The sequence below is a fragment of the Micromonospora sp. NBC_01699 genome, from assembly GCF_036250065.1.
In the GTDB taxonomy this organism is placed as follows: Bacteria; Actinomycetota; Actinomycetes; order Mycobacteriales; family Micromonosporaceae; genus Micromonospora_G.
Genome location: NZ_CP109199.1, coordinates 6,448,494 through 6,466,125, shown reverse-complemented (window position 1 = coordinate 6,466,125; position 17,632 = coordinate 6,448,494). Strand labels below are relative to the sequence as shown.

Here is a 17,632-nt window from a genome sequence, read left to right as displayed (position 1 = left end):
TGGGCCGGCGGGCCGGGTGGGGGTGGGGTGGGGGTTAGATGGGGGTGCGGGTGCGGCCGGCGGGGAAGCGGTCCAGGGCGCCGGTGTTGGCCAGGGCTCGGGTGAGGGCGATGCTGCCGAGGCCGGCGACGACCAGGGAGCTGACCGTGGTCAGGGCGAGGTACGGCAGGCGGAAGCTGCCCCACGCGGTTCCGGGGTACCAGACGACGATGTCGTAGATCGCGGCGGCGAGCCCGGCCAGCGCGGCGGCCAGCAGTGACACCGGCAGCCGGTACACCCGGTAGGCGAAGAGCGCGAAGGCCAGCTCCGCGGCGGCCGCTTCGAGTGGCCCCTGCACCACGAGTGTCCAACCCCAGCTGGTGCCGAGGGCCACCGAGACCAGTGCGGCCAGGGTCAGGGTGTAGAAGGCGGCGCCCGGCTTGCGGATCACCAGTGCGCCCAGGACGGCCGGCACCAGCCACACCCCGTAGATGACGGCTCGACCGGGCAGCGGAATGGCGTCCGCCGGGCCGTTCCAGAGCAGGCCCCAGGCCCAGAAGATGACGCCGAACGCCACGCCGAGGGTCGACGCGATGACGATGTCGACGGTACGCCAGCGGTTGTTGGTGGAGCCTTCCATGGTGTTGCCTCCCAGTTCTCGAAGTGAACCAGGAGAAGTCGCACGCCTCGGCCGGCAGAATGCCGGACTCCGGCGCGGGCCGGAGCATGACCGAACTCCCTGCGCTGGCATTACCCAGATCAGGTTCGAGGGTCTGCGGATGTCATCCCGCACTCTCAGCGCTGTGCGCTCCCCTGTCGGATGTGAAGTTGTTTCGGCGACGCTAGCACCGACCGGCGGCGCGGCACAGTGCCGTATCGATCGGGTGTGGCGGTCGACACCGGGACTCGGGTTAGGGTGAGCTGCCATCGGACCAGGCCGAGCGAGGAGAGCAGAGACGCCGTGACCGCCTCCGACCGCGCGACCGAGCGTCGCGCCGGACCCGGCGACGAGATCGACTGGACGATCCCGCCCGCCACCGGCAGCGACCCGGCGGGTCCGCACCAGCACGGTTCGTCCACCGGTCCCGGCCGTGGGTCCACCACCCCCGGCGGTACGCCCACAGCTCGCGACAACCCGCCCCGGCGGCGCCTGTTCGGGGACAGGATCGGCTCGGTCGAGGTGCTCGCCGTGCTGCTCATCCTGCTGGTCGTCTTCCGTGACCCGGTCGCCGACGCGATCTCCGGTCCCCGGTTGCAGACCTGGACGACGGTCTTCGTCTCGGTGTTGGTGCAGGCGGTGCCGTTCCTGGTCTTCGGTGTCGTGCTCAGTGCGGTGATCGCGGTTTTCGTGCCCCGGTCGTTCTGGGCGAAGGCGTTGCCGAAGCATCCGGCGCTGGCCGTGCCGGTGGCGAGCTGTGCGGGCGTGATCCTGCCCGGTTGCGAGTGCGGCGCGGTGCCGATCGCCGGGTCGCTGATCCGCCGGGGCGTCACCCCGGCCGCCGCGCTGGCGTTCCTGCTCGCCGCCCCGGCGATCAATCCGATAGTGCTCACCGCCACCGCTGTCGCCTTTCCGCAGAATCCGGAGATGGTGGTCGGTCGGGGTGTGGCCAGCCTGATCGTGGCGATGGTGATGGGTTGGCTCTGGCTGCGGCTGGGCCGGGCCGACTGGATCCGGTTGCCGCACCGCCCCGACCTCGACGGGGTGTCGAAGGGGCGCGCGTTCTTCTCGGCCGTACGGCATGACGTGGTGCACGCGGGCGGGTTCCTGGTGCTCGGGGCGATGGCGGCGGCCTGTATCAACGTGCTGGTTCCGGAGCGCTGGTTGCAGACGCTGGCCGACAATCCGATTTTGTCGGTGCTGGCGTTGGCGGTCCTGGCGGTGCTGCTGTCGATCTGCTCGGAGGCGGATGCCTTCGTGGCCGCGTCGCTGTCCCAGTTCTCGCTCACCTCCCGGCTGGTGTTCCTGGTCGTCGGGCCGATGGTCGACCTCAAACTGATCTCGATGCAGGCCGGTGTCTTCGGTCGGCGGTTCGCGTTCCGGTTCGCTCCGGCGACGTTCGCGATTGCCGTACTGGCGGCGGTGGGAGTGGGAGCGGTGGTGCTCTGATGAACCGACAGGCACAGGCGGTCGTGTTGCTGCTGCTCGGCGGGGCGGTGCTCAAGGCCAGCCTCTCCGACCTGTACCTGCGTTATGTCAAGGAGGGGCTGCAACCCTTCCTGATCGGGTCCGCGTTGCTGCTGATCGCGGTCGCGGTGATGACCCTGGTGTACGACCTGCGCCCGGCCCGACGCAGGGCCGGGGGCGAGCAGGAGCACGACGACGATCACGGGCACGACCACGGTGGCAAGGGCCACCATGAGCCGCGGGTCGGCTGGCTGCTCATCCTGCCGGTGCTCGGCCTGCTGCTGGTCGCCCCGCCGGCCCTCGGCTCGTACGCGGCGGGCCAGGCCGGTACGGCGCTCGGCAGCCAGCCGTTGTCGGACTATCCGCCGCTGCCCGACGGGGACCCGGTTCGGATTCCGGTGCTCGACTACGCCTCCCGTGCGATCTTCGACAGGGGAGCGTCGCTCGGTGACCGGCGGGTGCAGCTGACCGGCTTTGTCGCCACCGGCGCCGACGGTGAGCCGATCCTGGCCCGCATGATCCTGTCCTGCTGTGCCGCCGACGGTCGGCCGATCAAGCTGGGGCTGACCGGCGACCCGCCGACCGGCCTGGCCCCGGACACCTGGGTCGACGTGGTGGGCCGCTATTCCGACCGGGTTGGCAAGGACCCGGTCAACGACGAGGACATCCCGTATCTCATGGTGGAGTCGTGGCGCCAGGTTGAGGCGCCGAAGCAACCGTACGAGTGAGTGTGGTCGGTGCCGGTTGTGCACCACCACGTCCCCCGCCAATCGGCCGCAACCATAGAAATAGCTGATGATCGATATCTAGGGATTAATCAGGCGAACTTCGTGTCGCCTTGACGACCCCGTACAAATATCGATCAACGCCTATTATCGGTCGGGTAAATGTCCGGTGATCTGAGCCACCGGACATGGCTTTCACGGGTGTATCGGAGGCGATGATCGGCATGGAGGCGGGTGAGCGACATGGACATGGAAGACGTCATGAATTACCTGGTGGACAGGAGGGCGGACGATTTGCCGCCACAGGCGTTCTCCGGAACCTTCATGTCGCTGTCGTGGTACCTGGCCCCGGAGGGGGACAAGATCCTGGCGGTCGCGAGGAAGTGGCTCACCCTCGACGACGAGTACCGGGTGGCGGTGGCGCTCGGGCTGGACGAGGTCTTCCCGGCCGATTCCCGCGCCGAACTGGTGGAGTTGGCCGCCTCCGTACGCGAACGGTTCCCGGCCCTCGCCGGCCCGGCCGAAGAATGGTTGGAACGGTGGGACAGAGCGTTCGGCGGCGGGTGAGGACGATCGTGTGTTGGCCGAGGCGTTGATCTGACGCGTCGGACAGGCTGGACCCCGGGCGTCACCGACGCCCGGGGTCCACGTTCTTCGGGGTCGTACGAGCACCAGCGCGCGGTAATCATCTCGTCGGCGGCGACACAGAACAGGGTGAAGGTCGCCGACGAGTTGGGAGTTCGGATGGGTCCACCACGCAGACGCGACGAAAACTGGTTCACCGGCATCTACGCCGACCAGTACCCCCACATCGTGCGCTACGGCCAGCGCCGGCTCGGCGATCCGGAGGCGTCGGCCGAGTTGGCCCAGGAGGTCTTCGTGATCGCCTGGCGGCGCCGCGCCGAGGTGCCCGACCACACCCTGCCCTGGCTGTACGGGGTGGCCCGGCGGCTGTTGGCGAACCACTGGCGGGCCCGTCGGGCGGCGCCGGACGTACTGCCGATCGGGGATGTGGAGCGGCTGTGGGAACCGGTTTCGGCGGGGCCCGAGGCGACCGTCGCGGTCACCGATCTCCGTACCGCGTTGTCCACTCTCACCGATCTCGACCAGGAGATTCTCCGCCTGGTCGGCTGGGAGGAGCTGACCGTGTCCGAGGCGGCGCGGGTCCTCGGCTGTACCCGTACGACCGCTGCGGTGCGGCTGCACCGCGCCCGTGGACGACTGACCGCCGCGATCACCGCCCGGACGGCCCGGCCGGCGGCCCGGCCGGCGCCGGCCCGGTCCTGAGAGGAACCGTGATGTTCGGAGAACAGCAGATCCGTACCCTGCTCGGCCCGGCGGACCCGGCCCGGCCCGGCGCCGTCGCACCGCCCCGGCTGTCGGCGCACGACCTGATCGTGCTCGCCGAGGCGGCGCCGGAACCGGTCGACACCCGCCTGCCCGCCCGTCCGACCCGGCGACTGGTGCTCGCGGCGGGCGCGGCGGTCGCCCTGGCCGCCGCCGGAACCGTCGTCTACACCTCCCGCGACGAGCCCCTGGAAGTGCCGAACGCCATGGGCCGCCCCGGCGCGAATCCGGCCGGGCCGGTGCTGGTGCCGATCGCGTACCAGTTCCCGGAGGGGACCAGACCGGCCGCCGCCGAACTGCTGGCCCTGGCCGGGCGGTTGCGGGACGCACCGTACGAGAACAGCGTCGGCCGGTACGCCTACCACTCCTCCAGGATGTGGGGCATTCCGATGATGATGGCGACAGCGGGGGGTCCGCCGAGAAGCGGCGGCCCCTACGTGATAGGCCCGGCCTACGAGCTCAAAACCTGGCAGGCAGCCGACGGGACCGGTCGGCAGATCCGGACGTTCTTCGATCCGGAGTTCCCGGACGAGGCGTCCCGCGACTCCTGGACCAACAATCCGCGCCCGTCGAAGGAGTTCCCGTCCTCCAGCTCCGAGGTACTGCCACCGGCGATCATCCGGCCGCTGCCGTCGGACCGCGCCGGCCTGTCCGACCTGCTCAGGGTCGGGCACGGCGCGGGTTGGGCGAGCCTGGAGACCACGAGGGTGTACGAGCGTTATGTCGTCCCGCGTGGGACCCGCGCGGAGATTCTGCGGGTGCTCGCCGACGTACCCGGTTTTGTCTGGCGGGGTGAGGTGACCGACCGGGCCGGGCGGGCGGGCCTGGCGATCACCTTCGATGACCGCGCCAGCGGTCAGCAGCACCTGCTCGTTTTCAACCCGACGACCGGCGAGCTGGCCGCGCACGAAGTGCTGACGCTCGAACCTTTGTTGCGGATCAGCACATACGCGATGATCCTCGACACCGGCCGGACCCACACCACCGGCTGACCCTCCGGCACCGGGCCACCGCTCACCGGTGGCCCGGTGCCCTCGGTCCGGTCACGTGCCGACGGGTCGGAGTTCGGATCCGACCGCACCGATGACCCGTTCGATCTCGTCCGCCGGGTACGGGGTGGCCCGGCTGGTCCCGTGCAGGTGCCAGTAGAACTCGTTCAGCGCGGTGCCGACCGGGGCGTACCGCCGGATGATCGCGGCGGCGGCCGGCGGCAGATTCGGCGGCTCCTCGCCAGCGGCGTACCGGCGGACCAGCTCGTTGCGTTCCCGGGCGGTGAACGGCCTCGGACCGACCGCGCCGATCAGCGCGGTGACCAGCCAGTTGACCAGCGTCGTGACGGCGTAGGCGGCGTCGTGGCTCGAATTGGCGGCGAGAAAGTCCCGCTCGGCGGGGGAGAGGTCGAACCGGGGCGAGGTCGCCAGGCCGAAGTCGGCGAGGTAGAGCCGCCGGCCGTCGGTAAGGATGTTCCGGAAGTGGGCGTCGAAGTGCGTCAACCCGTTCGCGTTCATGAACGCGACGTCGGCGATCAGTTGCCGTTCCACCATGACGCAGGCGGCCTCGATCGCGTCGGTGCCGAGGGCGACCTGTTCGGTCAGCCATTCGTGCAGGGTCTGCGGCAGGTGTTCGAGGAAGAGCACCACGGTCGCGGTCGACCGGGCGGCGGCCAGAATCCTTTCCCGTACGGCAGACAGCCCACCCCAGTACGCGACCGCGCCCTCCACGTCGGCGTGTTCCTCGGGTGTCGGCACCGCCCCCGGCAGTACCCGCCAGTGGTACATCAGCGGGAAACTCTCGCTCTGCCCGCCGAGCACCCAGTTGGTGGTCATGACGTTCGCGGCCAGTTCCCGCCACACGCCGAAGCCCGGCCCGCCGACGCCGTACTGGCAGGCGGTGGGCAGGCCGAACATGTTGGCGGTCGACCTGACGTTGCCCGGCTGGCGTTCCAGGTCGGTCAGGGGTACGCGCTTGGCGAAGACCGGAACGCCCGCTATCTCCAGCGCCACCGCGGCGCCCCCGATGCCGGCGCCCAGGGGCGGCGCCTCGTCCACCAGTCTGCCGAGTTGTCGGTCACTGAGGAGGGCCAGGGCGGTGGACACCACCGAATGACTGCGCAGCCGCGCGGTACGGGACATGCCGGAAGTTTATGGAGTCGGATCGATCGATATCGTCCCCGGAATTTTCTACGGGGGTTAGCCTGCGATCGTCATCCAGGTCACGCCGCACGGAGGTTCCGGTGGTCTCTCGTCTCAACCCGTACATCAGCTTCGACGGCAACGCACGGCAGGCGATGGAGTTCTATCGCCTCGTTTTCGGCGGCGACCTGAGCCTGACCACGTTCGGCGAGTTCGGGGCCGCCGGCCCGGAGGACGCGGACAAGATCATGCACGGCCAGTTGGAAACCGCTAGCGGGTACACCATCATGGGCGCCGACACCCCGCCCGGAATGGCGTACAACCGGGGGGACAACGTCGTGGTGAGCCTGAGCGGGGACGACGCCGACGAACTCCGTGGCTACTGGGAAATGCTGTCCGACGGCGGCAACGTGTCGGTTCCGCTGGCGAAGCAGGTGTGGGGCGACGAGTACGGTGCCGGCACGGACCGGTTCGGCGTCGCCTGGATGGTCAACATCGGGCAGCCACAGGGCTGAGCCGCCCGGCCGGGCACCGCCGTCAGCGTTCCTTGACCGTGCCGACGAACGCCTGCCACGCCGGGGCGTCGAAGGTGAGTACGGGTCCCTGGCGGTCTTTGCTGTCGCGTACGCCGACGATGCCGGGCAGGTTGTCGGCCACCTCGACGCACGTGTCGCCACCGTTGGACGAGCGGGTGGACGTGCGCCAGGTCGCGCCGGTCAGCTCCATGTCTGTGCCACTTGCTTGATCAGGTTGACGGACTGCCGGTGGGGCAGTGCCTCGCTCCGAATACGCTCCCATGTCTCCTGGAGAGTCGCAATGTCCTCGTGGTGGCTCACGATTTGACCTCGGAGCTGGGTATCCAGGTAGGCCACCCAGCCGCCGTCGTCGAATCCGGCGAGCAGGAACGGGCCGTTCAACCCGACGTGTACGCCGACCTCGTACGGCACCACGTGGATGCCGACGTGCGGTAGCTCGGCCAGGGTGACCAGATGGTCGAGTTGCTCGGCCATCACCCTGCCATCGCCTACCCGCCGGTGGAGGGTCGCCTGATCCAGGACGGCGATGAGCTGCGCCGGTTCCTCACGGGTCAGGATCGACTGCCGTTCCATTCGCGCAGCGGCCGGCGCGGCGGCCCTCGTCGGTGAACCGCGCTCATGTTTGGTGCAAACCCCTGCCGGGCAAACCTGGCCGCAACCAAACATGAACGAGAGGTGGGCCCGGGTGTCCAAGGAGACCGAGAAGCAGCGCTGGCAGCGCAACTTCGCCGATCTACTCCAGGAGTTACGGGTCGCGCAGACCGGCGTGCAGATCCTGTTCGCGTTCCTGCTCACGCTCCCTTTCAGTAACGGCTTTCCGGACACCAGCCAGTTCCAGAAGGACGTGTACGTGGTGGCGCTGCTCGCCGCCGCCGCCGCGACCGCGCTGATCATCTCGCCGGTGGCGTTCCACCGGGCGCTGTTCCGGCAGGGGCGCAAGCCCGAACTGGTGCTCTTCGCGCACAGCATGGCCACCGGTGGGCTGGGTTTCATGCTGATCGCGATGGTCAGTTCGGTGCTGCTGATCACCGACTTCGTCCTGGCCCGCCCGATCGCGTTCCTGCTCAGCGGGTTGACCGCCGTCTGGTTCCTGACCTTCTGGGCCGGGCTGCCGTTCCTGCGCCGCAAGTGGGGCGAGGACGACGACGAGGACGACGAGGCGGTGGAGGACGACGAGCCGAAGGTGCTGCCGGGGAGTTGACCGGCTCGGTCACGGTTGCGGAGCGTCACCGGCCGATGCCTCAGAGCTGAGCTGAACTCACTATAAAAACTATCCCGGATGAGGTAGATATTTGCTGGCGGGCGGGGTAACGTTCCTGGTGTCGAGAGAGCACGAACAACGAAGACGCGGACGAGCTGACCGGCACGCGAGGACGCGACCGGCAGGGGAGTCGGGGCCAGGCAGGTAACCAGGGTTCCGATTCGATAGTGCCGTCGAAAGTGCATGGGGCCAGGTGGTTGTGAGGGGCTCCGGCAGCGACGGACATGGAAGTGAAGCACAGCAAGGTAAGTGAAGTAACGACAGTAGGTAAGTAGAGGAATCAGAGGAAAGGGGAGGGCAAGACACCGTTGGATCGCCCGTCGGCTGCGCTCTTGCGCGCGGACGGACACCGTAGTCCCATCGTAAGAAAGGTGGTCTCCGGTCACGATTATGCGATCCGCGTACCGTCAGCCGCTTCGGGCGGCCGGTGCGCACGCGAGAGATCGGCGTCAGCGCCGGTAAATGGTGTTCAACCCAAGACCCTGGGCCCCGGTGCTTCGGCACCGGGGCCCTCGTGACGTGGAGGTGCAGTGGGTCAAGACCCGAACGCGACGTTCGACGACGAGCACTACCCGGCCTACACCATGGGTCGAGCCGCCGAGATGCTCGGGATCACCCCGGGATTCCTGCGCAGCCTGGGCGAGGCGAAACTGATCGAGCCGCAACGCTCGTCCGGCGGACACCGCCGCTACTCCCGCTACCAGTTGCGCCTGGCCGCCCGCGCCCGCGAACTGGTCGACCAGGGCACCGCCCTGGAGGCGGCCTGCCGGATCATCATCCTGGAGGACCAGCTCCAGGAAGCCCTGCGGATCAACGAAGAGCTGCGCGAACGCGACTGACCGATCCCGGTACGCCGACGCTTCGGCGTACCGGCACAGGTCGTCGTCGTCACCGGCACGGGTCGTCGTCGTCACCGGCACGGAATGCCGTCGCTGTCGGAAATCCGGGGGAGTGCACGAACCTACCGCTGGGTAACAGGGGCGCAGCGGCGTTGTCTGTGCAGGCAGCGCGGGCTTTCAGCCGTACCTCGCTCTAGGGGGTTGCCATGACCACCACGAAGGACGACCGGCCGGCGGCGGACGGCGCCGACGGACCGGTGCCGACCAGCTCGAAGGATGGCGTCGGGCCGCTGCCCAAGGAAGCCGGTCAGGTCTCCGAAACGGAGGCCCGCCGAGTCGCCGAGGCGGCCCGGGAAACCGACTGGGGCAAGCCGAGCTTCGGCAAGGAACTCTTCCTCGGCCGGTTCCGGCTCGACCTGATCGACCCGTGGCCGAAAACCGACCCGGACCGCGCCGGCAGGGCCGAGGAGTTCCTCGCCCGGCTCGACACCTACGTCCGCACCGAGGTCGACGGCGCCCAGATCGAACGTGACGCGCTCATCCCCGACGAGGTGTTCCACGGGCTCGCCCGGCTCGGCGCCTTCGGCATGAAAATCGACGAGAAGTACGGCGGCCTCGGCCTGTCGAACCTGCACTACTGCCGGGCGCTGACCCTCGCTGGCTCGGCCAGCCCGGCAATCGGTGCCCTGCTCTCCGCCCACCAGTCGATCGGGGTGCCGCAACCGCTGAAGATGTTCGGCTCCGACGAGCAGAAACAGCGGTTCCTGCCCCGGCTAGCCGCCGGTGAGGTCTCCGCCTTCCTGCTCACCGAACCCGACGCCGGCTCCGATCCGGCCCGGTTGGCGACCACCGCCGAGCCGACCGAGGACGGCACCGGCTACCGGCTCAACGGGATCAAGCTCTGGGCCACCAACGGCACCGTCGCCACCCTGCTCGTGGTGATGGCCCGGGTGCCGGCGACCGAGGGACGACGCGGCGGGATCACCGCGTTCGTGGTCGAGGGCGACTCGCCGGGCATCACGGTCGAACGGCGCAACACCTTCCTCGGCCTGCGCGGGCTGGAGAACAGCGTCACCCGGTTGCACGACGTGTTCGTGCCGAAGGAGAACGTCGTCGGTGGCGAGGGTAGGGGGCTGAAGATCGCCCTGACCACCCTCAACACCGGCCGGCTGTCGCTGCCGGCGATGTGCGTCGGCGCCGCCAAGTGGTCGCTCAACGTGGCCCGCGAGTGGTCCGCCGAGCGGGTCCAGTGGGGGCGCCCGGTCGGCGAGCACGAGGCCGTGGCGAAGAAGCTCTCCTTCATCGCCGCCAGCACCTACGGGCTGGAGACCATGCTCGACCTCTGCTGCCTGCTCGCCGACGACGACCGCAACGACATCCGGATCGAAGCTGCCCTGGTCAAGCTCTACGCCAGCGAGATGGCCTGGCGGATCGGCGACGAACTGGTGCAGATCCGGGGCGGGCGCGGATACGAAACCGCCGATTCGCTCGCCGCCCGAGGCGAACGTGCCGTCGCGGTCGAGCAACTCCTGCGCGACCTGCGGATCAACCGGATCTTCGAGGGCTCGACCGAGATCATGCACCTGCTGATCGCCCGCGAGGCGGTCGACGCCCACCTCGCGGTGGCCGGCGACATCATCGACCCCGACGCCGGACTCGGTCGCAAGGCCCGCGCCGCCGCCACCGCCGGCGCCTTCTACGCCAAATGGCTGCCGACGCTCGCGGTTGGTCGCGGCCAGCAACCCCACTCGTACGCCGAGTTCGGCCCCCTGGCCCAGCACCTGCGGTACGTCGAGCGGTCGTCGCGCAGGCTGGCCCGCTCGACGTTCTACGCGATGTCCCGCTGGCAGGGCAAACTCGAACGCAAGCAGGCGTTCCTCGGCCGGATCGTGGATATCGGCGCGGAACTGTTCGCGATGTCGGCGGTTGCCGTACGGGCCCGTGCCGAATCGGCCGAGCGTCCCGAGGGCGTGGAGTTGGCCGACCTGTTCTGCCGCCAGGCCCGGTCCCGGGTCGAGATCCTGTTCCACACCCTCTGGGAGAACACCGACTCGGTTGACGTGGTGGCCGCCGGGCGCATCCTCGCCGGCCGGTACGCGTTCGTCGAGGACGGTGTGCTCACCCCGCCGGCCGAGCGGGAGTGGGTCGCCGCCTGGGAACCGGGCCCGGCCACCGTGCCGGACGTACGCCGTCGCATCCCGCCCGACCCGTCCACGGCCGCCGCCCCGCCGGAGACCACCGCCCGGCCCGGGACCGCTTCGGGACGGTTACCAGATGACGAGGATGACCAGGGCGAGCACGGCCAGGTTGAGCGGGATCAGGACCAGGTAACCGATCCGGGGGATGCCCCGGCCCCGCTGGGCGGCCCAGAGCAGGGCCGCCGCGTAGAGCAGCAGGAGGACGCTCAGTAGACCCAGCAGGATGCGCACAGTTGTCGACTCTATCGACCACCGCGCAGGCCGAGGTGCCGTAGTTCCAGCGCGGCCAGGGCGTCGACGGTGGATTCGTCGCCGAGGCGCCACGCCTGGGCCACGTCCGGGTCGATCCGGGTGAGCCGGCGCAGCGGCTGGTTGGCCAGGGCCCGCAGGGCGAGCAGATCCCGTCCGGCGGCGGCGTCGCGCAACGCGGCCGCCGCACTGGCCCGGCGGATCCAGCGCAGTCGCAGCGGCAGCCAGCCGAGCAGCACCAGCGCCAGCGGGAAGACCAGCGCCAGCAGGGCCAGGGTGAGGGACAGGTCGGCGACCTGTTCCTGCTGGTTGTGGCCGGCTTCGGCGAGCGACCGTGCGGCGTCGGCGGCCCGGTCGAACGGTCCGGTCAGGTCGTCGCCGACGATCGGCGTACGACCGATCTTGTCGCTGGCCTCGCTGAAGTTCCGGGCCAGGTCGGTGCCGGCGCCCTCCAGCTTCTGGCCCGGTACGGCGAGTTTCTGCACCAGGTCGTACAGCCACATCGAGAACCTGATCGACAGGTACACCCAGGCGATCACGAGCAGGTCGGTGAGCACCTGCCGGGCGGCCTTCGGAAAACGGTCAGCGTAAATCTTCACGCCGGACAGGGTGCCACGTCCCGGCCGACTGTACGAGGTCCCGGCGGACGCACCTGCGCCCACTACCGGCGCCGTTTCCGGGGTTGACCGGTGACGCCGCAGCGGGTGGGTGGGCGGTTGCGTCCGCCGGGTCCGTGGTTGGGGCCCCGGTCGGGCCCGGGGGCCGGTGGGTCGGGCCCGGAGGCCGCCGATGGGTCAGGCCCAGGGGGCGGTCGGGTACCAGGGGATGATCTCGCGGCGGTCGAGCAGGCGTACGTCCCAGTAGAGGAAGGTGAAGACGCCGGCCACCAGCAGCGCGACCGCGGTGATGACGGTGATCCGGCGCGGGTTGACCGCGATCCACCGCTGCAACCGCCCCCCGACGGTGTACGTCAGCAGCAGGAACAGCAGCGCCATCACCACGACGTTGCCGAGCGACTGGAGGGTGAACGCGGCGGCGCCGTACAACGGGTTGCCGCTTTCGGCGGCGTCCCGGAACATCTGCCGGAACAGCGCGAACGGGCGTCCGATCAGGAAGGCGCCGATCAGTACGCCCATGACGACCATCGGCGCGTTCGGGAAGCGCCGGGCGAGCCGGGCGAACGGGTCGCGCACGACGCCGAGTGCCGCCAGCCCGAGGTAGGTCATGGCGAGTCCGACCACTCCGAACACGATCATCGACTGAATGCTGCGGGGTGACAGTTCACCGACCGGGTTCGGTGCGGTGGAGAACTGTGGCATGTCGGTGCCGACGAGCCCGACCAGGATGCCGTACGGGATGGAGACGCTGATCATGCCGACGGCCAGCCAGCCCAGTGGCCGCAGGGTCTGGCCGAGCCGCTGCCACCGGCCGCCGGTGCCGCCGAGCAGCGGTGCCACCGCCCCGAACGCGGCGATGTTGCAGGCGGTGAACGTGCCGGCCAGCCCGGAGACGAAGGCGAACGCGATGCCGGCGGCGATGCCGGCGATCGGGGTCTGCTTGGCGTCGTGGCCGAGCAGCGTGTTCGCGACGTTGTCACCGATGGTCGAGTCGACGAACTCGGCGGACCAGACGACGGTCAGCAGGAAACCGCCGAGCACGCTGAGCAGGATGATGAGCCCTCGTCGCCGGGGAAAATACCCATTGACCAGGGTGGATGTTGGTACTGAGTCGGGAACTACCGTCGATGGGATGTGGATGAGGTCCGGATCGCGCGTTTGACTCACTGCGGTCCTCCCGATTCACGGCCGATGCTCAGGCGGCGGCAAATATGTCGACCGAGTATCCGACCGGAACGGCCGCAGTGGCCACTCCATTGTTGCTCAGATTTATGTCAACGAATGCGAGCAGGTGGTGCAGTCGGGACAGGTGCCGAAGATCTCCAGGGTGTGGCTGACGTCGGCGTACCCGTGTTTGGCGGCGACCCGGTCGGCCCAGTTCTCCACCGCCGGCCCCTCGATCTCGACCGTACGGCCGCAGCCCCGGCAGACCAGGTGATGGTGGTGCCCGTCGCTGCACCGCCGGTAGAGGTGCTCGCCGCCGGCCGGTCGCATCACGTCGATCTCGCCCGCGTCGGCGAGCCCCTGCAACGTCCGGTAGACGGTGGTCAGCCCGACCCGTTCGCCCCGGTCACGCAGCATCCCGTGCAGGTCCTGGGCGCTGTGGAAGCCCGCCACCTCCGCCAGCAGGGCGCTGACCGCGCTGCGCTGCCGGGTGTTGCGTATGGCGGTGCCGGTCTCCGCCTCCGTGTCCGTCATGTCTTCCTCCAGCTCGGTCAGCTCGCCGACAGCCGGGCCGGGGCGGCCTCGCCCGCATGGCTGACGGCGTCCGCCACGATGTGCGCGATGTGCTCGTCGACCAGCGCGTACGCGATCTCCCGGCCACGGCGTGAGCCGCGCACCACACCGGCGCCGCGCAGCACCCGCAGATGCTGGGAGACCAGTGGTTGGGCCGCGCCGAGTTTCTCCACCAACTCGTGCACACAGCGTTCGCCGTCGGCCAGTTCGGTGACGATCGCGACCCGGATCGGAGCGGAGAGCGCGCGCAGCAGTTCACCCGCGCTCTCGTACACCTCGTATCCGCTGGCGCTCGTCATCCCGTAACGGTAACCACTATCGTCCCGGTCCCACCAACGGGGCGGCGTGATCCAGCACCGATTCCGGCACCTCGATCGACGAAATGCCCGCCCTGACCGGAACCACCCGTCGGCGGACCGCCCGCCAGGCCGTACCGCCCACCGCGACGAGCAGGAAACCGGCGATGGAAACCACCACGATCGTCGCCCCGGGTGCGGTGTCGGCGGTCCCGGCCAGCCACACCCCGACCGCGGCGGCGAGCAGGCCGAGCGTCATCGCCGCCGCCATGGTGCCGCGGAAGCCCCTGGTGAACTGCTGCGCGGTGGCGACCGGGATCACCATCAGGGCACTGATCAGCAGCAGGCCGACGGTGCGCATGGCGATCGTCACGGTCACCGCCGTGGTCGCGGCGAGCAGCAGGTTGAGCGCGCGTACCGGCACCCCGGACACCCGGGCGTACTCCTCGTCGTGCGAGATCGCGAACAGCACCGGGCGCAGGCCCAGCATGGCGACCAGGACCACGGCCGCGACCACCACGATCACCACCAGGTCCTGCGGCGCCGTCGTGGTCAGCGCGCCGAACAGGTACGACATCAGGTTCGCGTTGCTGCGGTTGGCCGACAGGCCGACCAGCATCACCCCACCGGCGATACCGCCATAGAACAGCAGCGCCAGGGCCAGGTCGCCGGAGGTCCTGCCCCGTTCCCGGACCAGCTCGATCGCCACCGCGCCGACCGCCGAGACGATCACGGCGGTGAGCACCGGGGAGGTGTTCAGCAGCAGGCCCACCCCGACCCCGGTGAGCGCGACGTGTCCGACCCCGTCACCGATCAGCGACATCCGGCGCTGCACCAGGTAGATGCCGAGCGCCGGGGCGGCCAGCCCGATGACCAGCGCGCCGACCAGGGCGCGCAGCATGAAGTCGTACTGGAAAAGGCTCATTCGATGCACAACCCCGGTAGTTCCTCCGGACCGTGCGGGTGGACGTGGTCGTGCCCGGCACCGGCGTGATGACCCGCCGGCTCCGGCACCGCGCCGTTGTGCACGATCTCCCCCTGGGCGACGACCACCGCCCGGCTGATCAGTGGGGCCAGTGGGCCGAGTTCGTGGGCGACGAGCAGCACCGTGCCACCGTCGGCGACGAAGTGGCGCAGCGCCCCGGCGAACGCCTCCTGGCTGGCCGCGTCGACCCCCGCGGTCGGCTCGTCCAGGATCAGCAGCTCCGGCTGACCGGCCAGGGCACGGGCGATCAGGGTGCGTTGCTGCTGGCCGCCGGAGAGGGTGGCGACCGGGTCGCCGGCCCGGTCGGCGAGACCGACCGCGCGCAGGGCGCTGGCCACCGCCGTCCGGTCGGCGGCGCCGGGCGGGCGCAGGAAACCGCGCCGGGCCAGCCGGCCGGAGCCGACCACCTCCGCCACCGTCGCCGGTACGCCGCCACCCGCACCGAGCCGCTGCGGTACGTAACCGAGCCGGGCCCACTGCCGGAACCGCCGCAGCGGGGTGCCGAACAGCTCGACCGACCCGCCGCTCAGCGGGACCAGCCCGAGCACGGCCCGGATCAGCGTCGACTTGCCCGAACCGTTCGCTCCGAGTACGGCGACCACCTCACCGGCGGTCACCCGGAGCGAGACACCGCGCAGGATCGGCCGCTCGCCGTACGCGACGACCGCCCGGTCGACGGTGATCACCGTCCGGTCCGGCTCGTGCCGCTCTCCCGCATCCATCCCTAGATCGTCGCTCATGAGCAGTTCAGGGCGGTCTTCAGGGCGCCGAGGTTGGTACGCATCACCGAAACGTAGTCTGCGGTCCCGCCCTCCGACAGCCCCTCGATCGGGTCGAGGACGGCGGTGGTCGCCCCGACCTCGCGGGCGATGGTCTCGGCGACCTTCGGGCTGACCAGGGTCTCGAAGAAGATCGTGGTGGCGCCGTGCTCGCGGGCCTCGTCGGCCACCTCGGCCAGCCGCTTCGGCGACGGCTCGTCCTCCGGGGTGATGCCGGAGATGCCGACCTGTTCGAGTTGGTAGCGCGCGGCCAGGTAACCGAAGGCGGTGTGCGCGGTCACCAGCTCCCGGCGCTGGCAGTCGCGCAGGCCCTGGCTGTATTCCCGGTCCAGCGCGGTCAGCTCCGTACGCAGCGCCTGCGCCCGCGCGGTGTAGTCGGCGGCCCGCGCCGGGTCGGCCCTGCCCAGCCGTTCGGCGAGCTTGTCGGCGATGGTGGCGAGCCGGGTCGGGTCGAGCCAGACGTGCGGGTCCTTGACCCCGGCCCGTTCGCCGCCACCGGCGCCCTCCTGCTCGTGCTCGTGGCCGCCGGTCGGGGCGTCGCGCAGCGGCTCCACCCCGGCGACGTCGAAGGTGCGGTCGCCACCGACCTGCTCCACCGCGTCGTCGACGGCCGGCTGGAAGCCCTTCAGGAAGATGATCACGTCGGCGTCGCTGACCTGGCCGACCTGGCTCGGGTTCAGCTCCAGGTCGTGCGGTTCGGCACCGGGCTTGGCCAGGTTCGTCACCCGTACGGCGTCGCCGCCGACCCGCTCGGCCACGTATTGCAGGGGGTAGAAGGCGGCGACCACGTCGACCCGGCCGCCGGCGTCACCCCCGGCGGCGTCCTGCCCACAGGCGGCGAGGCCACCCAGTGCGAGCACGGCGCTCGCGGCGACGGCCAGGGTACGGGGAGCGGAGCGGATCAGCATGCCATCTACTCTCCGCGCGAATGAGAATGATTGTCAAAAACGCATGCTTGCATGTGAGGGAGGCTTCGCCTCCGAACAAGGAAGAGTGGTCGGGCCGGTCAGAGGATCTTGACTAGGGCTACCGCTACCAGCAGGGTCAGCATCAGCAGGCGGATGATCCGGGTCGCCGGCGGCTGGACCGGCCAGGTGAGCCGCAGCAGGGCCACCAGTCCGGCGGCGAGCGCCAGCAGCACCGCCCCGCCGACGATTCCGGGCGCGAAGAGGCCGACCAGCACCACGGCGACCGTGGCGAGGAACACCACGGTCGGGTTCACCCGGGCCAGCCGGGCCAGCAAGACGCTCTGCGTACGCTGCATGGCACAGACTCTACGAGGAGGCACCGGGTGCTGGTGACGAACCGGTTCGTGGTCGACGAGGACGCCGCCGCGTCCTTCACGGAACGGGCGCATGCCGCGCTGGCGGCACTGGCCGCCCGACCCGGCTATCAGCGCGGGCAGCTCGTCCGCGCACTGGAGGATCCCCGGCAGTGGTCGCTGGTGACCGAGTGGGAGTCGGTCGGCACCTACCGGCGGGCGCTCGGCGCGTTCGACGTCAAGGTGTACGCCACCCCGCTGCTCGCCGAGTCGCTGGACGAGCCGTCGGCGTTCGAGGCCCTCGCCAGCGCCGAACCGGGCGGGCAGGTCGAGGTGGCGGTCAGTGACCGGGCCACTGATCCGAGCCGATGAGGTCGCGGGCACTACCCTTGCGTCCATGACCACTGCGGGGCCGGGCGGCCCGCCGATGCCGTACCCGGTGACACCCGGACCGGATGGCCCGCCGCCGGCCTATCCGGCCTATCCGGGCTGGGACGGGTCGGGGAGCGTGCCGCCTGCGTACCCGGGCTCGGACGGGTCGGGGAGCGTGCCGCCGGTGTACCCGG

General features: G+C 70.1%; 21 protein-coding genes, 1 pseudogene and 1 riboswitch. Of the genes and pseudogenes, 10 read left to right on the top strand and 12 right to left on the bottom strand.

From position 1 onward, the window contains the following. Positions 1–34 precede the first annotated feature (34 nt). Positions 35–619 carry an ECF transporter S component gene (locus tag OG792_RS26300; protein ID WP_329103284.1) on the bottom strand — a complete coding sequence of 195 codons (585 nt, stop codon included), beginning with the start codon at positions 617–619 and terminating at the stop codon, positions 35–37. A 78-nt stretch (positions 620–697) separates the two neighbouring features. Then, positions 698–804, bottom strand: a riboswitch (TPP riboswitch). 325 nt (positions 805–1,129) lie between these two features. Between OG792_RS26300 and OG792_RS26295 the strand changes: the two genes are divergently transcribed. From OG792_RS26295 to OG792_RS26275, 5 genes are all read left to right on the top strand, one after another. Beyond that, a complete protein-coding gene (locus OG792_RS26295) occupies positions 1,130–2,086 on the top strand; it encodes a permease (RefSeq protein WP_329111434.1) in 957 nt (318 codons plus the stop codon). Next, complete coding sequence (locus tag OG792_RS26290; RefSeq protein WP_329103282.1) at positions 2,086–2,832, top strand: TIGR03943 family putative permease subunit; 747 nt, start codon at positions 2,086–2,088, stop codon at positions 2,830–2,832. Before OG792_RS26295 ends, OG792_RS26290 begins: the two co-directional genes overlap by 1 nt. A gap of 231 nt (positions 2,833–3,063) precedes the next feature. Next, entirely contained in the window at positions 3,064–3,396 is a 333-nt protein-coding gene (locus OG792_RS26285) for a hypothetical protein (protein WP_329103280.1), read from the top strand. A gap of 177 nt (positions 3,397–3,573) precedes the next feature. Then, positions 3,574–4,116 carry an RNA polymerase sigma factor gene (locus OG792_RS26280; protein WP_329103279.1) on the top strand — a complete coding sequence of 181 codons (543 nt, stop codon included), beginning with the start codon at positions 3,574–3,576 and terminating at the stop codon, positions 4,114–4,116. An 11-nt stretch (positions 4,117–4,127) separates the two neighbouring features. Further along, a complete protein-coding gene (locus OG792_RS26275; RefSeq protein WP_329103277.1) occupies positions 4,128–5,168 on the top strand; it encodes a CU044_5270 family protein in 1,041 nt (346 codons plus the stop codon). Positions 5,169–5,219: 51 nt separating this feature from the next. Here the strand turns inward: OG792_RS26275 and OG792_RS26270 are convergent, their stop codons facing one another. Further along, complete coding sequence (locus OG792_RS26270; RefSeq protein WP_329103275.1) at positions 5,220–6,308, bottom strand: serine/threonine protein phosphatase; 1,089 nt, start codon at positions 6,306–6,308, stop codon at positions 5,220–5,222. Between the two features lie 101 nt (positions 6,309–6,409). Here OG792_RS26270 and OG792_RS26265 point away from each other — a divergent pair, with 101 nt between their 5' ends. Next, the gene (locus tag OG792_RS26265; protein WP_329103273.1) at positions 6,410–6,823 is read left to right on the top strand and encodes a VOC family protein; all 414 of its coding nucleotides are present in this window, start codon (positions 6,410–6,412) and stop codon (positions 6,821–6,823) included. A gap of 22 nt (positions 6,824–6,845) precedes the next feature. Here the strand turns inward: OG792_RS26265 and OG792_RS26260 are convergent, their stop codons facing one another. Together OG792_RS26260 and OG792_RS26255 are read right to left on the bottom strand one after the other, a co-directional pair. Further along, a complete protein-coding gene (locus OG792_RS26260) occupies positions 6,846–7,034 on the bottom strand; it encodes a DUF397 domain-containing protein (protein WP_329103272.1) in 189 nt (62 codons plus the stop codon). Further along, on the bottom strand, positions 7,025–7,510 hold the full coding sequence (locus OG792_RS26255) for a DUF5753 domain-containing protein (protein WP_329111433.1): 486 nt from the start codon (positions 7,508–7,510) through the stop codon (positions 7,025–7,027). The genes OG792_RS26260 and OG792_RS26255 overlap by 10 nt, the downstream gene beginning before the upstream one ends. A gap of 19 nt (positions 7,511–7,529) precedes the next feature. On the opposite strand from OG792_RS26255, the gene OG792_RS26250 reads away from it, so the two are divergent. The 3 genes and pseudogenes from OG792_RS26250 to OG792_RS26240 form a co-directional block, all read left to right on the top strand. Continuing rightward, a complete protein-coding gene (locus OG792_RS26250; protein ID WP_329103270.1) occupies positions 7,530–8,045 on the top strand; it encodes a DUF6328 family protein in 516 nt (171 codons plus the stop codon). A 644-nt stretch (positions 8,046–8,689) separates the two neighbouring features. Continuing rightward, on the top strand, positions 8,690–8,944 hold the full coding sequence (locus tag OG792_RS26245) for a MerR family transcriptional regulator (protein ID WP_329111432.1): 255 nt from the start codon (positions 8,690–8,692) through the stop codon (positions 8,942–8,944). Positions 8,945–9,150: 206 nt separating this feature from the next. Continuing rightward, positions 9,151–11,148, top strand: a pseudogene (locus OG792_RS26240) (acyl-CoA dehydrogenase family protein); the annotation flags it as partial. Positions 11,149–11,384: 236 nt separating this feature from the next. Here OG792_RS26240 and OG792_RS26235 read toward each other — a convergent pair. From OG792_RS26235 to OG792_RS26200, 8 genes are all read right to left on the bottom strand, one after another. Further along, positions 11,385–11,990: a hypothetical protein gene (locus OG792_RS26235; protein WP_329103268.1), complete on the bottom strand. Its 606-nt coding sequence runs from the start codon at positions 11,988–11,990 to the stop codon at positions 11,385–11,387. Positions 11,991–12,185: 195 nt separating this feature from the next. Further along, positions 12,186–13,049, bottom strand: coding sequence for a hypothetical protein (locus tag OG792_RS26230; RefSeq protein WP_329103266.1), 864 nt, complete (start codon positions 13,047–13,049; stop codon positions 12,186–12,188). A 228-nt stretch (positions 13,050–13,277) separates the two neighbouring features. Then, a complete protein-coding gene (locus OG792_RS26225; protein WP_329103263.1) occupies positions 13,278–13,706 on the bottom strand; it encodes a Fur family transcriptional regulator in 429 nt (142 codons plus the stop codon). A 17-nt stretch (positions 13,707–13,723) separates the two neighbouring features. Beyond that, the gene (locus OG792_RS26220; protein WP_329103261.1) at positions 13,724–14,044 is read right to left on the bottom strand and encodes an ArsR/SmtB family transcription factor; all 321 of its coding nucleotides are present in this window, start codon (positions 14,042–14,044) and stop codon (positions 13,724–13,726) included. A gap of 16 nt (positions 14,045–14,060) precedes the next feature. Then, positions 14,061–14,966, bottom strand: coding sequence for a metal ABC transporter permease (locus OG792_RS26215; RefSeq protein ID WP_329103259.1), 906 nt, complete (start codon positions 14,964–14,966; stop codon positions 14,061–14,063). Further along, positions 14,963–15,748 carry a metal ABC transporter ATP-binding protein gene (locus tag OG792_RS26210; protein WP_329103257.1) on the bottom strand — a complete coding sequence of 262 codons (786 nt, stop codon included), beginning with the start codon at positions 15,746–15,748 and terminating at the stop codon, positions 14,963–14,965. The genes OG792_RS26215 and OG792_RS26210 overlap by 4 nt, the downstream gene beginning before the upstream one ends. A 14-nt stretch (positions 15,749–15,762) precedes the next feature. Then, positions 15,763–16,713 (bottom strand): metal ABC transporter substrate-binding protein, encoded by a 951-nt coding sequence (locus OG792_RS26205; RefSeq protein ID WP_329103255.1) that lies wholly within the window; start codon positions 16,711–16,713, stop codon positions 15,763–15,765. Between the two features lie 98 nt (positions 16,714–16,811). After that, positions 16,812–17,069, bottom strand: a complete 258-nt coding sequence (locus OG792_RS26200) for a DUF6703 family protein (protein WP_329103254.1) — start codon at positions 17,067–17,069, stop codon at positions 16,812–16,814. 27 nt (positions 17,070–17,096) lie between these two features. Between OG792_RS26200 and OG792_RS26195 the strand changes: the two genes are divergently transcribed. Beyond that, positions 17,097–17,438 (top strand): antibiotic biosynthesis monooxygenase family protein, encoded by a 342-nt coding sequence (locus tag OG792_RS26195; RefSeq protein WP_329103252.1) that lies wholly within the window; start codon positions 17,097–17,099, stop codon positions 17,436–17,438. Positions 17,439–17,632 lie beyond the last annotated feature (194 nt).

Coding starts and splice junctions, on each gene's coding strand:
- OG792_RS26270 (WP_329103275.1), bottom strand. CDS start 6,308: ATGTCCCGTACCGCGCGGCTGCGCAGTCATTCGGTGGTGTCCACCGCC.
- OG792_RS26200 (WP_329103254.1), bottom strand. CDS start 17,069: ATGCAGCGTACGCAGAGCGTCTTGCTGGCCCGGCTGGCCCGGGTGAAC.
- OG792_RS26205 (WP_329103255.1), bottom strand. CDS start 16,713: ATGCTGATCCGCTCCGCTCCCCGTACCCTGGCCGTCGCCGCGAGCGCC.
- OG792_RS26210 (WP_329103257.1), bottom strand. CDS start 15,748: ATGGATGCGGGAGAGCGGCACGAGCCGGACCGGACGGTGATCACCGTC.
- OG792_RS26255 (WP_329111433.1), bottom strand. CDS start 7,510: ATGTTTGGTTGCGGCCAGGTTTGCCCGGCAGGGGTTTGCACCAAACAT.
- OG792_RS26290 (WP_329103282.1), top strand. CDS start 2,086: ATGAACCGACAGGCACAGGCGGTCGTGTTGCTGCTGCTCGGCGGGGCG.
- OG792_RS26280 (WP_329103279.1), top strand. CDS start 3,574: ATGGGTCCACCACGCAGACGCGACGAAAACTGGTTCACCGGCATCTAC.
- OG792_RS26245 (WP_329111432.1), top strand. CDS start 8,690: ATGGGTCGAGCCGCCGAGATGCTCGGGATCACCCCGGGATTCCTGCGC.
- OG792_RS26215 (WP_329103259.1), bottom strand. CDS start 14,966: ATGAGCCTTTTCCAGTACGACTTCATGCTGCGCGCCCTGGTCGGCGCG.
- OG792_RS26300 (WP_329103284.1), bottom strand. CDS start 619: ATGGAAGGCTCCACCAACAACCGCTGGCGTACCGTCGACATCGTCATC.
- OG792_RS26220 (WP_329103261.1), bottom strand. CDS start 14,044: ATGACGAGCGCCAGCGGATACGAGGTGTACGAGAGCGCGGGTGAACTG.
- OG792_RS26225 (WP_329103263.1), bottom strand. CDS start 13,706: ATGACGGACACGGAGGCGGAGACCGGCACCGCCATACGCAACACCCGG.
- OG792_RS26275 (WP_329103277.1), top strand. CDS start 4,128: ATGTTCGGAGAACAGCAGATCCGTACCCTGCTCGGCCCGGCGGACCCG.
- OG792_RS26260 (WP_329103272.1), bottom strand. CDS start 7,034: ATGGAGCTGACCGGCGCGACCTGGCGCACGTCCACCCGCTCGTCCAAC.